The 14,755-nt window shown below is 45.4% G+C and carries 8 protein-coding genes; all 8 read right to left on the reverse strand.

The annotated features are described in order from the left end of the window. Positions 1-21 precede the first annotated feature (21 nt). Positions 22-657, reverse strand: coding sequence for a hypothetical protein (locus AC58UX_RS05415; RefSeq protein WP_497250259.1), 636 nt, complete (start codon positions 655-657; stop codon positions 22-24). Further along, the gene (locus AC58UX_RS05420) at positions 657-2,588 is read right to left on the reverse strand and encodes a DUF8034 domain-containing protein (protein ID WP_497250261.1); all 1,932 of its coding nucleotides are present in this window, start codon (positions 2,586-2,588) and stop codon (positions 657-659) included. The genes AC58UX_RS05415 and AC58UX_RS05420 overlap by 1 nt, the downstream gene beginning before the upstream one ends. 29 nt (positions 2,589-2,617) lie before the next feature. After that, positions 2,618-4,045 (reverse strand): hypothetical protein, encoded by a 1,428-nt coding sequence (locus AC58UX_RS05425; RefSeq protein ID WP_497250263.1) that lies wholly within the window; start codon positions 4,043-4,045, stop codon positions 2,618-2,620. A 14-nt stretch (positions 4,046-4,059) separates the two neighbouring features. Continuing rightward, a complete protein-coding gene (locus AC58UX_RS05430) occupies positions 4,060-5,181 on the reverse strand; it encodes a glycoside hydrolase family 88 protein (protein WP_497250265.1) in 1,122 nt (373 codons plus the stop codon). 24 nt (positions 5,182-5,205) lie between these two features. Then, positions 5,206-6,120: an aldo/keto reductase gene (locus tag AC58UX_RS05435; protein WP_497250267.1), complete on the reverse strand. Its 915-nt coding sequence runs from the start codon at positions 6,118-6,120 to the stop codon at positions 5,206-5,208. Between the two features lie 21 nt (positions 6,121-6,141). Beyond that, entirely contained in the window at positions 6,142-7,119 is a 978-nt protein-coding gene (locus AC58UX_RS05440; RefSeq protein WP_497250269.1) for a Gfo/Idh/MocA family protein, read from the reverse strand. 210 nt (positions 7,120-7,329) lie between these two features. Then, positions 7,330-12,816: an S-layer homology domain-containing protein gene (locus tag AC58UX_RS05445; RefSeq protein WP_497250271.1), complete on the reverse strand. Its 5,487-nt coding sequence runs from the start codon at positions 12,814-12,816 to the stop codon at positions 7,330-7,332. A 51-nt stretch (positions 12,817-12,867) separates the two neighbouring features. After that, positions 12,868-14,727, reverse strand: a complete 1,860-nt coding sequence (locus AC58UX_RS05450) for a heparinase II/III domain-containing protein (RefSeq protein WP_497250273.1) — start codon at positions 14,725-14,727, stop codon at positions 12,868-12,870. Between the last annotated feature and the right edge of the window lie 28 nt (positions 14,728-14,755).

Below are 14,755 nucleotides of genomic sequence, written 5' to 3' on the forward strand. Positions count from 1 at the left end.
TTGGAGGTTGTGCCCGCACCACTACAGCAACCGCTCCATGCTTCGCCACAGCTTTTCGCTTTCAGCCACATCCGTCCATGGCTCAAAATGAGGATTCATGACTTCCTGCCAGTTGTCTGGTGTTTGACGACTCGTTAACTTGCCAGTCGGTTTCGTCTCACTAAATGCAGCAGGCTGCTCGTGATACGAGAACATGAACGTACCATGCAAGCCGATGATGTACGTCTTGTTGAAGCTCTCTGGCTGTTCTTCCTGCATTTGATAGTGATAATAAATATAGCTTGCCGTCATTTCCGGCTTAAGCCTTGCGATACTTCCGACGCAGCCGTCAACCTGCCGACTTCCACGCCACATCGCAGGGTCTGTCGGCACACCGTCATGAAAAATATCCAGCATGGGAATGGACAGTCGACTTCCGTTCTCTCCAGGCCAGGCTTCCAGCCATTCTGCATAAGCTGCTGGCCAGTCCCAAGTGTAGTTTTCGAGCGCAGTCTCCATGTAAAGACACACGTAACGACCGCTTCTAAACATGGAGACGGTGAGGACCTGCTCCATAAGCAATTGGCTGCGCAAACCTTCCCCATCCTGACGAATCTCATCGCAAAAGGCTTCTTCCGCTCCATATTTCAATAATGAATAGTATAGATGTCTTTGCATTATGACTTCCTACCCTCAAGCAGCACATCTTTCTCCCGATCTGCCCAAGGCATATCATAGGATGGCGCATTTGCATAACGGTTCATCGTCAAAAGTAAGGAAACACCCGTCCCGGCAGGAAGATCGACTTGCAACCATTTATCGTTAACAACTGACATCTCCATGCTTGTATTTAACACTTCTACCATATAAACCTCTTTAAATTGATGTTCCCCGAATGTCCCTGCCTGAATGATGACAGAACGATTTTCGAACTGACTTGTATTGATAAGTTCAAGCGATACAGATTGTGCAGTAAGATCTGTAACCAGCGCAGCGACACCTTCAGGCAGACCTGGACGTTTCGCATCCGCATCGTAGTAACGAACCCGAGCATGCTGCAGACCGCCGTGCGAAATATGCATAGGACCGCCTAACGTTAATTGGACGAGGCTTTCCATGTAGATCGGACACATTTCTTGCCAAATGTGAATGCTGGAAAAATCATCATCGCTGAATTGATTCGCCCAGGTATACGGATCACCCGCTTCAGAACGCATTTTGGCCAACTGCTGGGAGACCAATTCAACGTTCGCATCGAGAATCTTCTGTGGATAATCGGGGTTAACCCCGCGAATAAATTGATACCAAGGCTGTGTATTCCCGATGTAATGTTTTGTATTTCTTTTCGTTATCTTGTCTGTGCCTGAAAGCTTCGGGATGATGACCTGATTCCAGTCATGATCTTTCGGAATACGGTCAATACGTTCCAAATCTTCGTCCGCCATCGACATCGTCCACAAATAGACAGGGTATTGTGGCGCCGCTTTGCGATAATCCGTCCACCCAGCGTCAAACCGTTTATACGGAACGCGTATCTCGCCGTCTTGTTTCTCGCGCAGCGCCCAGTTCTCGTCCAATTGCTGACGCGCCAAATCAAGCATCTTCATATCGCCTGTGAGCAGCGCAGCATTCATGCAAGCATTGGTTAATGGCTCAATGATCGTCATGAACCCATGTGGCCAGCGCCAGCCGTAATAGCCACCCCACCATTTGCCGTCGTTATACTCGCCGATTTCGCCGGATAGTCCGACATTATCTGGGATAATGCCACCGTTCTGACGCGTTCTTTCCTCCCAGGCTGCTAAATATTCCAGTACCCATGTACGATATTTCTCATCACCGGTATGAAGGAATGCATTGGTCACTAGCCCCGTCGCGTTGAGGTTCAACGGCACGTCGCCGCGCGTCATACGTTCGTTCATCATGCGAATAATGTTCGCGTATACCTCATCGTTCGACCATGCGCATTTACCGCTGGCAAAATCCACGCCTGGAATATCTTCATACGGTGCCAAATAATCGTCTAAAATGCCGCGATGTGTGCTCCAATCTTCTTCCGTCAGTTCGAAGCGCGGCCCCATGCTCCCAGAAATCGCTGAACGAATCAGCTTGTGCTCGGCATCGTAATTGAGCGCCGCTTTGTCTTCGCCCGTATACATGCCAGCGAATCGAACAGCGCGTTGGCGATCCTTTAACGTAACAGGTCCGGCAAGACCGAGGAAATACGTGAACAAGTAACCCTCTCCGTGATGCATCCAATCGTAATAAGCATCAAACTCACGGTGAATTTGGCCGTATTCTGTCCACTGCCACGTAATGCCTTCCCAGATTTTACGCGCCAGACCATGCAGCTCACTGCTTCCGCCGAGCATGTAGAGAAGCGCCAAATTCATAAATCCTTCATACGGATCGTCTGAGCCGTCCATTCCTGGCCAATCTTCACGCCAGATTAATGTGCCGTCCGGCCGTGTATAGCGTTCAACAAATTCAAAAGCAGCTTTATTCAATTGATCGATTAGTAATCGTTCCGTTAATGCCCATTGCGGCGGAACTACTTGACGCTTAGCGGTTATGCGTGGAATCGATTGTTCAGCGTTAGGCGTTGACACGTTTATCACTCCCTGATCTTCATTCGTTCTTATTCCCACAAGCCCAAGTAGGGCAATTCAGCAATGCTGGTAATATCTATGTTTTGAGCTGTCCGCTCATCCGCTTTTAAATAAATGCCATCATCGGTTTTGACAAAGACGGGCTGGTTCGGGAACAAGAAGTGATTCGGAAGTGCACGTTCTCCACCTACCCAACCCAAATCTCGGCCAAATACGGCTTCATCCTTGCGGCCGATCAGCTTATACACATCCTGAAAGTAATAATCGTTGATGGCCCAATTGTCGCCTTCTTCGACCCACATACATTGGTCGCCCAACAGGACAGACATTCGAGGATAAGGCTCTTTGAGCATTACAGCCATTTTCTGAATTACTCCATGACGGTGAAGCAGGTAATAAAAATCGTGCGTATGCCATGCCGAGCAGGGTGCAATATCAGCCTCGTTCTGCCAACCTGTCGCCGAAGCCATAAAACCTCGAGGAGTTTGATAATAAGCATAAGTCTCGTCGCATTTATCTAAGAAAAGCGCCAACTCTTCATCCGCTTGATGCTCCAGATAACGCGCAATTCCATGTAGCGACATGCCCATTCCCGCTATGAGCATCGGCTCTTTCAGTCGCAGCCATTCCCCTCCACGAAGCAGCCATTTGCGATTAAATCGTGTCTGCCCATTTGCATCGATCCAAGAGGATCGAGCCAAGTGACGACATAGACCGCCTGCGTGCTGCAAATAATGCGAATCGCCGAACATCTCATAGGCCAGCACCAGGGGTGCAATCATTAAGCCGTAATATTCGGCAGGTTCGACCATCGACGTGTCGCCCAAATAGCGATTGCTGGCTTCACAATCTGCATCTGGAATGCCCTTCACATGATAGTTCTCAATCATAAAGTTCAAATCGTCTTGGATCACACTTCGCCAAGGCGAATCTGGAAACAGGTGCTGATACAGCAGCTTCCCCCACAGACGGCAATATTCTTGATTGCTAATGTTTCTCGTTTTTTTAAAAGGGTAGATCTCGTCACAAGCCTGCAAATTGCGAAGCATCGACTGTCGAATGTTTGCCATCGATTCCAGCGGCAACCACGATCGGCCATGGAGTGCGGTCAGCCCCAAGGCGACGTTCGGCATCATGTTATGAATTAATCCTTGATTAAGCATCTCCCCAACCTGAAATCCGATGTGCTTGTATTGCCCATCCTCTTGAAAGCGGGTTGTTTGAAACTGTATCATCTGAAGGACGTGTTCTTTTAAAATAGAGCTAGGCTCCTCTGCTACAATTCGGCTCAAAGCAGCCATTAACGGGCTTGCCCATGTGCTGTGCCCGCTTGTAAAATCCGCCCACCGATACGGATTGGATCCCCACACGGAATGATTATGGAAGCCATGAATGGCTCCGTCTTGTTGTACCCAGGACATCAGCCAATTGCCGAGTGATTGAATGTTCGGTTTCATAATGTGCTTCCTTCCTACCAAAACAGCTCTGTGCGTCCGCGCAGCTTGGCTATCGCTTCGGCATAATAGTAGTCGCCGTATATAATCGGCACATTCACATAGGCTCTTTTCGGAAAATTAGCAGTCGCCATCGTCAAAATGCCTTCTTCGTCTTCACTCCATGAAGCGTATTGTTCAGTTAGCACCAGCAATATACGCTTCGCCGCCTCACTGTAAATATGTGCCTCGGATTCAGGAAGCGCACAGCTGATTTCCAACAAGCCAGTAGCGGCACAAGCAGCTGCTGATGTATCAAAAGCCGTTTCCGGCTCGACCGGCGCTCGGAAATCCCAATAGGGCGCAGCGTCTGCCGGCATATTGGCGATATAAAAATGTGCGACACGTTTAGCCGCATCCAAATATCTTTGATACCCCGTATATTTGTAACTGAGCGCCATACCGTATAGCGCCCATGACGTACCGCGGGCCCAAGCCGAATCTGGTGAGTAGCCTTGTCCGCCTCTAGCCTCAACTCGCTCGCCCGTCTCCGGATCGAAGACGACGATATGATGCGAGGAGCCGTCAGGACGGATAAATTCGCGAAGAACCGTATCGGCATGCGCCACGGCGATATGACGGAAGCGCGGATCATTCGTTGTTTCACTCGCCCAATAGAGCAGAGGCAGATTCAAAAGGCAATCGATAATGGCCCAGCCCTGTTGGTTCTCTCCGTTCCATGCGCGAATGAATTGGCCTTTCAGATTGAAGCGGCCCGCAAGATGGCTGGCTGCCATCAGCCCGCGGATTTTGGAAGCTTCCGTGCCCAGCAGCTTATACTGCGCCACTGACGTCAAACTCCACATAAAGCCGACGTCATGATGAAGCTTTTCGTACCCTAACAGGGTTTCATCCATCTGGTTCTCAACTGACACCGCGATGTCCCGAAAATCGGCATGCTCGTTTTCTTTATATATCAGCCACAGCAAACCAGGCCAAAATCCATTGGTCCACCAGTCATTGGTTTCGTTGTTATAAGTTCCATTCACAGAAGCATACGGAAAAGTCGCTCCGATCCGTTTGCTTGTTCGTTCAACTTTCGCAACGATCTTTCCCCATACTTCCTCGGCCCATGCTTCATTAACGATACCTGTTGTCATGTTCATTTCCTCCCACACCTTCTGTTAAAACAATCGCTGTCCTGGGAACAACACAAATAATTTCTCAAGTTCTTGATCCGATAATCCTACTCCATCACAATACTTCGCATTCGCCTGCAGCGAACGGACCGAAGTCGTTCCGGTTAACGTAATCGCAATATCTGGACAAGTTAAGCTAAAGCGCATCGCTGGCTCAACAAGCCCTTTCGGTTCGCTTTTACGCAGAAATTGGAGCAGTTCCATCCTTCTGTTCGCTTCTTCAAGCAAGGCAACACTTTCTTGTAAAAAAGGGGCTGGATGATCCGCCAAAATACCCATAGCTAGCGGACTTCCATGAATGACGCCGATATTTTTCGCCTTGGCGAGCGGCAGCAGTTCATCTTTGGCTGTGTAATCAACCAACGTATACTTCGCATACGTCTGAATTGTATCTACCAAATCTTCTTCAAGGAAAGGTATCAGTAGTTCAAGCTTCCCCGCGTTTACACCGATCGCTCTCGCTTTCCCTTGTTCCTTCAACTTCAGAAAAGCAGGAATCGTCTCGTTCACCGCTTGTTCGTAGCTCGTGTTCTCCAATTCATGCAGCTGAATGAGATCGATATAATCCGTCTGCAGTCGTTGTAAGCTTTCTTCTACGGATTGAATCGTGTTCTCGTACGAATAAGGTGTACCTCTCATCACAGCCTTCGTGGCTAAAATGACTTGATCACGCTTCCCTTTGAGCGCCTGTCCAATTCTGCGTTCGCTTTCTCCGCGGCCGTATAAGGGCGCTGTGTCTATGAAATTAATGCCTAGGTCCAGAGCACCGTGAACGACACTCGTCACGACTTCATCCGTCGTCCCGCCAAAGTCACCACCTAGCGGTGCGCCGCCTAAACCAATTTTTGATACTCGAAAGCCTGTTTTTCCTAAAATCGTATATTCCACTTGGATCTTCACCTCTTCATGAAAAGTAGATTACTAAATGTCGACCTTATTCCCTGTCCTTACAGATTCCAACGATGCTTGAATCATTCGAATGACAGGCTGAAACGATGAAATATCTAAGTCAGACTTTCGTCCTTGTTTACATGCATCTATAAATTCATTCACCGTACCTTCGCGCAATTCACAACCATAATGATCATCTGGTTCAATCTTCTCTTCTTCCCCGTCACCGTGGATGAAGACTAAGCCGTCGCTACGTAATTGCAAACTTCCCACCGACCCGTCGATTTGAAATTCGCCAAGCCAGGAAGTTTCCGGGCCACGCGCAGCCCATGAAGCGTAATAATTCAAATGTAGTCCTTCGTCACTCTGCGCAAGAAGAGATACAACTGAAGGTGATTGTTCAAACGACCAAGATGGCAGCACAGAAGTCGCAAAGACTTGCTTAAATTGCTCAGCGCCGATCAGGTAATGAAGCACACCGAGATGATGGTAAGTTAAATCCTCCAACATCACATGCTCATACTCATTCATCCATTCTGCACGAATATTCGGGCGTTGACATAGCCAAACGATCTGCTCCAGATTGCCGAGCCTGCCGCTGAGAATGACCTCCTTGGCTTTTTGCACAAATTTATCGAATCTGTACGCTTCTCCAATTGCGATCTGCCTGCCTGTCGAACGGGAAAGGGAAACCAGCGTCGCCCCGTCTTCCCAAGACTGCGGCCTAAATTTCTCAAGATATATATCGAATCCGCAATCCAGTACTGTTCGGATTGTCTCCATGCAAGTTTTAGCTGAAGGCGGCGTCACCAGTGTGACGAGGTCAGGCTTCAACATGTGAAGCGCAGCGGGTATCTCATCGAACTGAGGCAGATCGGCACAATGCTCAGTCGCTTCCCAGTATCGGTTGTTGACTCCGACCACCTGAACATCTGGGCGAGAAACCCAATGGGAAAGCCAGTGATTATTCAAGCCGATACAAAAGACCCGAAGCGGTCTTTGTTCCATACGTTCTCCCCTCCTCAATGATCTAGATCATAAGATGCTCTCATTATCAGCTTTATCAAGCTCAGCTGCTACTGTAATAAATGAGAAAAACTCTACTTTTTATACATACAATTGGGAAAAGACTGTACTTATCTCGTCATACATAAAAACAAGGTCAGGAGCATCAGCTCTTGACCTTGTTTACGATTGCTTATGTTGCTTCATCCATTACTACTGCAACAATCGTTTTAATACCGTTACTGCTTCTGCACGTGTTGAAATGCCTTGTGGATCAAACTCGTCAGCCGTGCGACCATTAATTAATTGTAGCGCTGCAGCGGCTTGAACAGATTCAAGCGCCCATGCAGAAACTTTACCTGCATCCTGAAATGCTAGGGGAGAGGCTGCAATTGCTTTGTCGGCATGCAGCACAGCGTAGGCACGCATCATCATCGTTACTAATTCTTCACGGCTGATCGAACTGTTCGGATCGAACGTATTTGCATCTTTACCCGTTACAATTCCTGCTTTGACCGCTTTGGAGACAGCATCTGCATACCATGCCGTGGGTGAAACATCGGCAAATGCTTGAACGCTTATATCTTTAAGGTTCAACGCTCTTACGAGTAAAGCTGTAAACTCGGCGCGTGTAATCTCACGACCAGGTTCAAACGTTGAATTTGTTGCGCCAGTCACAACATGCTTAGAAGTCATCTCTTGAATCGCCTCTGCTGCCCAATGTGTGGAAGCAACGTCAGTGAACGATTTTGTGTATTCAAGAACAGCATATTTACTGAAATGGTGAATTTCAGCAACCATCTCGCCATCTACATACTTGCCACCGATAAATTCAAGCTTACCGTTGTCATCAATGTAGTAAATTCCAGTCAAATTCGGATTAGCAGATGGATTTACTTTTAAGCGAATCGTAATCGGCTTGTTGAATTTCGTAATGTTTGTTTCAGTACCGTCTTGTGTGACAAGTAACAATTTCAAGTCAAATACTTGACCGCCAGTTTTCACTTGCTCTTGCTTGGAAATATTGCCTTTCGCAAGCAAATCTTGTGCTTCAGCTTCACTCAGTGGTTCAACTTTGACCACAATTTTATTGTTCTTCTTGTCATCATTCGTTGCTGAATCTACCAGTTGCTTGAGCAGATCTGAAGGAACATTCATCGTGAGATTATCCGAAGAAATCGAAAGTTGATTCTGACCTAGCAATTCAGATGTGTTGGATGGAAGTACAATTTCCTTTACATCTTTGGAAACTTCGATGATGACTTTTTTATCATCGGATTGCTTCAGAACATCTGGCGGTACGATGACTTGTTTTGGATCTTTTTTAGGTTCTTCTTTTTTAGGTTCTTCCTTTTTCGGTTCTTCTCTCGGGTCTTCAGGAATAACCGGAATTTGAATAAAGGAAACATGTATCGTGTGATTGCTTATTACATTGTTAAATGTATAAGTATTGCCTGTAACTGTTTCATTCACACCATCTACTGTCAAGCTTCCAATCAAATATCCGCTGTTTGGCGTGAATGTATACGTTGCATACGTTCCTTCTGTTACTGTCACATCACCGCTAATTGTACCGCCAGTGCTAGCAGTGGCCGTGATTGTATAAACGTTGGGCGGCAATTCTTTGAACGTAACGTTAATCGTGTGATTGCTGGTAACGTTAGTGAACGTGTACGTATTGCTTGTTACTGTTTCACTTGCACCGTCAACGGTCAATTCATCTACCATATAACCGCTTGCTGGAGTAAAAGTGAAAGCCTGATCTGCTCCTTCTGTAACTGAAACGCTTCCGCTAGGACTGATTGAACCGTTGCTTCCAGAAGTTGCTGTGATGGTGCTAACTAGAACCTGTCCAGAAATTTCAATCGAAACAAAGCTTTGAGAAACAGCTCCGCTAATATCTGTAGCTGTTGCATACACTTTGACAGTTCCGTCTTTTTTGGCAGTTACTAATCCATTGACATCAACAATGGCTTTATCCGATAACGTAACGCCATCCGGTTCATAAACACTCCAAGTTACAGTAGGCGTCCCTGCCGCTGGTAAAATAGCCGCATTTATTTGCAAAGTGTCATTTTTAGCAGTAATCTTACTTGCTCCACCAGCACTGCTTACATAAACGTTTATATCTTCAATTTTCAAATCATCGTAATAGTTAACTACCGGATTCCCGGACCATTGGTCCCCCAACACAATGCGTTTAAAGCCCGTTGTCCCTGTAGGTGAAGCGATCTTCACATTATCGATGTACATATCGACCTGCGTTCCCGATGTGTAATCCCACTTGAATTCATGCCACCCTGTCGTTCGGTTCACAGATGAAGCGGTATTCGTACCGCCTACTCGATATACATATTTGGTCGATGATGTCGGTGTATTGACCCCGATACCACGAACATTAACATTATCATCTACCCATGGTTGATTTTGCATGGTTGTTTTAGAAGCATCATCGTAGAACCATAATGAAACAATCTTGTTATACGAGGACGAAAAGATTTGTTGAATCGCATCCATATCCTCATTAATAATATAGCTTCTTGTTCCTGAATGAGCTTGAGCGCTGCTAGGAGTCGGAGAGCCTTTTCCACTAATGATTGCCCAATTTTCAAACCCATTCTCAAAACTATCAAATGGCCCCATTGTCTGATAAGTGGATGTTGAGGTTTTATAAGGTACAGTAATTATCGCCTCTACAGAATCTGGACGAATTGAGCCATTCTCAGAAAGGGACCTCATCACATAATAATAGGTCTTCTCCACCTCTATCGCTGAATCACTGCATGATGTTGTTACTACACCACTACACACAGTTGTAGTATACGGTCCATATTGCTGGGTCGAACGGTACACATCGTAACTTACGCTATTCGGAACAGCTGGCCACGTCAAATTATTTGTAGTTCCATCTGTTGAACCAGATAAGGAAGCAAGTACAGGCACATTTTCAGAAACGCCGAAACCGTCTAAATAGGCCATATAATTACCATCTGGTTTAGTTGCGTAAATCGTAGCACTTGTACTGAATGGTCCTGTCCTAAACGTTATGCTCTTCGCTTTTGTCGTGCTATTAAAGTTATTCTCCGTAAAGGTCGTCGTCGTTTCCGTACCACCAAAATCTTTGACACCCAAAATGGCATCATCTGCATTCGTAGCATGAGATAATCTAAAATTATCTAAATAAAGTGCATTGGCATTGGAAAATACAAGGTAAACCGTGTGTATGCCTGTAACTGTGCCAGTAATTGAAGTATCTGTATTTTGATACATCCATGCGTTGTCGTTCGGTGTGCTTCCAGTAGATATTGTATAAGTTGCAATATCAGCAGCAGTCGGACTGTCTAGTTTAACTTTTATTGTACCCCCACCGGTCCTCTTCAGGGCACCGAAGTTGATTCTGTTATATAGCTGAGTCGTCCCAAAGTCGATGTCGTCAAATTTCAGCCATGCTCCAGCCGTATTGCCGAATACACCAGTTTCCCCTCTATAAAGCGTAGTATTAAATGTTCCTGAACTGCCGCTATAGTTTTCCGCCTGAATGACGGGTCCATGCATTCTTCCCCAAGCACTTAACGTGTAGGTTGTATCCGGTTTAAGACCCGTTATCGTTTGCTGAATCGTATCCCCAGCTTTCAGCATAGCTGCAAACTTGTTGAATCTGACATTGCCTGATTTCTTATAATCCCAAGCTGTCTGGGCAAATATAGTCGGACTGCCTGAAGTAGTCCATTCTTCAAAGTTTCCTCTTTCTAACCCTGCATTCTTCATCTGATTTTTGTATTGAATGTTTGGATTCAGATTGAAAGTTGGATATGGAGGATTCGTAAAATCATGACCTGCTTTCCATGTTGCGCCATTTTCAACTGCGCCAATCTCAGGTTTACTCCCAAAGTAACCATCCGTTATTCCTGGGATTACTTCACCTTTTTCATATCCTGTCGAAGCACTTTGTAGGCTAAAATCAGGAGGCGTCGCAGTAGGCGCTGTCCACAGCGGATCGGCATTAATGATGTTTCTAGCTTTATACATATCTGTATTGCCTTCAGAACCTTGCCAATCGCCTCTTAAAATGTTGTTCATAAATTTTGAACCAATGGAATCACTAACTTCTCTATCCGTTGCATTCGTATATCTGGATAAATACCCGGTAGCGGAGTTGTTATACCAAAGCATATATTCATCAGGAATATTTGCCTGAATGCCTCTAGCTATGTTGTAAATAACGTTGCTATAAATAATAGCGTTATGCGTTGAGTTATCAGGATAAATACCGCTGGCAAGTGAACCCGCTACATCATGAATCATGTTATGGTGGATTTCCGAATTTTCCATATCCATGTCCACAACATAAACAGCTGCACCATCTTTCGAAAGCTTCATACCATGGCCAATATCGTTATATTGGATAATGGATCGCGAGAAGTAGCCGCCTATAAGACCTCGGCCGGAATATGCAAGCGTGTTATGGCTTACCAAATGGTTATATCCAAATAACTTAACAGCATCGGCATACCCATGTAAAAAATTAACGTTATGAACGTAATTATTAATGATCTTATTGTCGTGTCCATTAACCAGAATACCAGGACCATACATATTTCTTATTTCGCTGTCACGAATCGTATTGTTTTCGCCATCCAAATTCAAACCTACTGTATAACCACTAAGAATATTAACACCGACAGGTAAGTTGTAATCAACTGCCTCCACAAAAGATTTTTTCAACATATTATTGCTAGAATTTGCGAATTTAATATTTCCAGCTTTTATACTAATTCCTTCAATTGTAATATTGCTCTTCCCTGTTAAATCAAAGGCATAGTCTCTCTTTTTAGCTTCTACTGCAATAGTATTAGGATCAACATTACCAGGTGCAATGAAATACAATTTTCCGTTCGTTACATCCTTATACCATTCTGTAGTAGTATCTAAGACGGCTTTATTTCTTGTAATGTAGTAGATTGAAGTTGCAGTCGGATAGTAATCTGAAGCTGTTGTTGGCCAGTTAATAGTTAGATTACCGATCCTCGAAGTAGTCCCCGTACTTGTATTTCCTGTAATGGGTGCTGTATAGCTTGCATATCCATTACCAGCTCGAACCCAAAGCATACCGCCAGCTAATGTACCATCAGCAAACACATCTGCTAGTGCTGCGTCAGTTACAGTAATCGCAGTGCCTGATGTTGGGGAAGAATCTACAACTGCATATTTCGTACTATCCAAAAGGTCAGAAACCGCGATATTAGGCCATGTAGCTTCCTTCATTAAAACGCCATCAGCAAATACCATATTTCCGTCGCCATTGTACATATCCCAATTCATATCTGCTTTATATATATTCCCTGAATCCATTGTCCAGCCTGAAATCAAATCAGCACCTGATACAGTTGCGCTTTCAGCGTTGTAGTTCTTGATCGTAACTCCTGAATTCGGTGTAACGGTTTCTCTATAAACGCCTGTGCGTACATAGATCGTATCTCCAGATTGAGCCACACTAGCTGCTGCTTGAATTGTCTTGTATGCAGTTGCAGTTGTTAATCCGTTATTCGTATCAGTTCCATTCTTTCCATCCACATAATAACTTGTTCCACTCGTTGCAAAAGTAGTTGACGGAATCGTTAGAACTGGCATACAAAATATTAGTAAAGCTAATGCCAGGGCAACCCATTTGTTATTTATAGTTGCTATTGACTTAAGCATTCTTTGTACCTCCTGTTGCCGATTTTGTGGGCGCTATTTAGGTCTTAAACCTTATTTCATAATTCTAAAATGGAACTGACTCAACACACTAGCACTAACAGTTGTGCGATTCAACATCAATCGATAGTACTTCCCTTCTTTCCCGTAATGATCAACCGTATTTACCTCTTCCACTTCGACTAACCAATCGTTCGGGATGTAATGCATTTCCACCGTACCGATCGCGATTCTGCCCTTTTCGATCTGTTTCGGCTCTACACCGCAAATGAACACTTCTTGGAAAGCCGATGGTGTTTCACGGAACGTCGCTTTATCTGAAATGATAAGTTGTGAGGCCTCATTGCTCGGGCGGCGCCATAGATACTCGCGCGTAAGCGATTGCAAGGTCGGACACGCGTAGGCTTCTGTTAAGTCGAGTTCAAAGCGTACCTCGTCATCTGTCACCTCGTGGTGCAGTAAGTGCGACCGATATTGTCTACCAAAACCTTGGCGATAACCGTCCACAATTGGGACGGAATGTCCATGAGAGCCTGCATGAATCGTTTCGTAACGATGTTCAGGTTGAAAATACTGCCTAGTATAGACACCGATGCCAATATCTGAAAGCACATTAACGCCATCCACATGTAGGATAAAATGGCCCAGATCATTATGGTTATGCGGCTCTTCGTTGTATCCACCCTTTGCTGCGAATGCTGCTAGTCGGCCATCTGACTGACGCACTTTGGAGATGATCCATTGATTTCCTGTGAAGATCCGTTCTAGGACACGTTCTTGTTGTTCACCTGTCTGCCCTTGTTCTGTATCGTGCTGGTCTCGCGACCAAAATAAAAGTCGGGTAGCGCCATGCCATGAGACCGGAATGTCGACCATCTGAAATTGCTTCGGTGGCAGTTGCATCCCTTGGAAGTGTTCACATAGCCGCTGCATTAAACCGGTATGGAAACGAATTTCAGCTGGCGAATCTGAGAAGTTGACAACTTTTCCTTGCGTCAGCAGACAGAATAGTGGAAATTGAGCAATCTCAGCCACTTTGGGTTCATCTAGTAACTTAATTTGACCGCCGGTGCGCTCTTTGAGTAATTCTGCAAAGTACACAAGATTCGAGAAGCCATATTGCCAATAAATAGGTCCCTCAGGTGTCGCACCTTGCTCATCAAAGCCTGATAAATATTGGCGAAGCACATTGATTACTCGCCAGAGCATGCCTCCGAGTTTTTCGCTGTCATCCACCATATAAATAGCAATGGCACCGATACTCGATGCGCATACAGCGGGCCAATTGTTCGTTTTCAACTCCCAATTCTGCGGAGTTGGATCATTAAAATAGACGTCCAAAATACGACGCTCAATTTCAGCTTTCGCCCGTGCTACGACCCAAGGATGCAGCCGAGGTCCAACGGTGTGCAAGATTTCTGCAAGCGCAAAACCTGCTTCTGCGGCACACAAATCTACCGTTTCGCGTGGTGGAAGAGGCTGATCCCAGATGCCGTTCGGATATTCATTCACATAGAGACCGACATGCGCAGGCAAAACCCACGTATATTCATTACATATAGCCCAAATGGCATCTTCCAAACCCTTCTTCCATTCAGGCCGATCCTCTGTCATAGTCAGCATACTTAAAGCATGCATTCCCGAAAAAAGCCGAAAATATTTATCTTGATACGTAGAACGGTCACCCGTGTCGCCAAATAGTTTAAATTCGGAAAAGGGGAGTGAAGCGATAGGTTGATCGGTCAAGCAAGCTGCTTGATCCTCAATTTTCCCCCAAAATGCCTGGTAACGTTCATCGGTTCGAATTCGCTTCCAATTTTCTTTGGAAGCGATTTCAGGGAAAAGCATCGTTTTATCGATCTTTGTTAGTTCCAAGGCATTCTTCAATTGCCTAAATGTTAACGTACTAATCATGAATTTCCACCTCTTGCCCTTTTAAAAT

It is taken from the genome of Paenibacillus sp. J22P90, assembly GCF_059692195.1.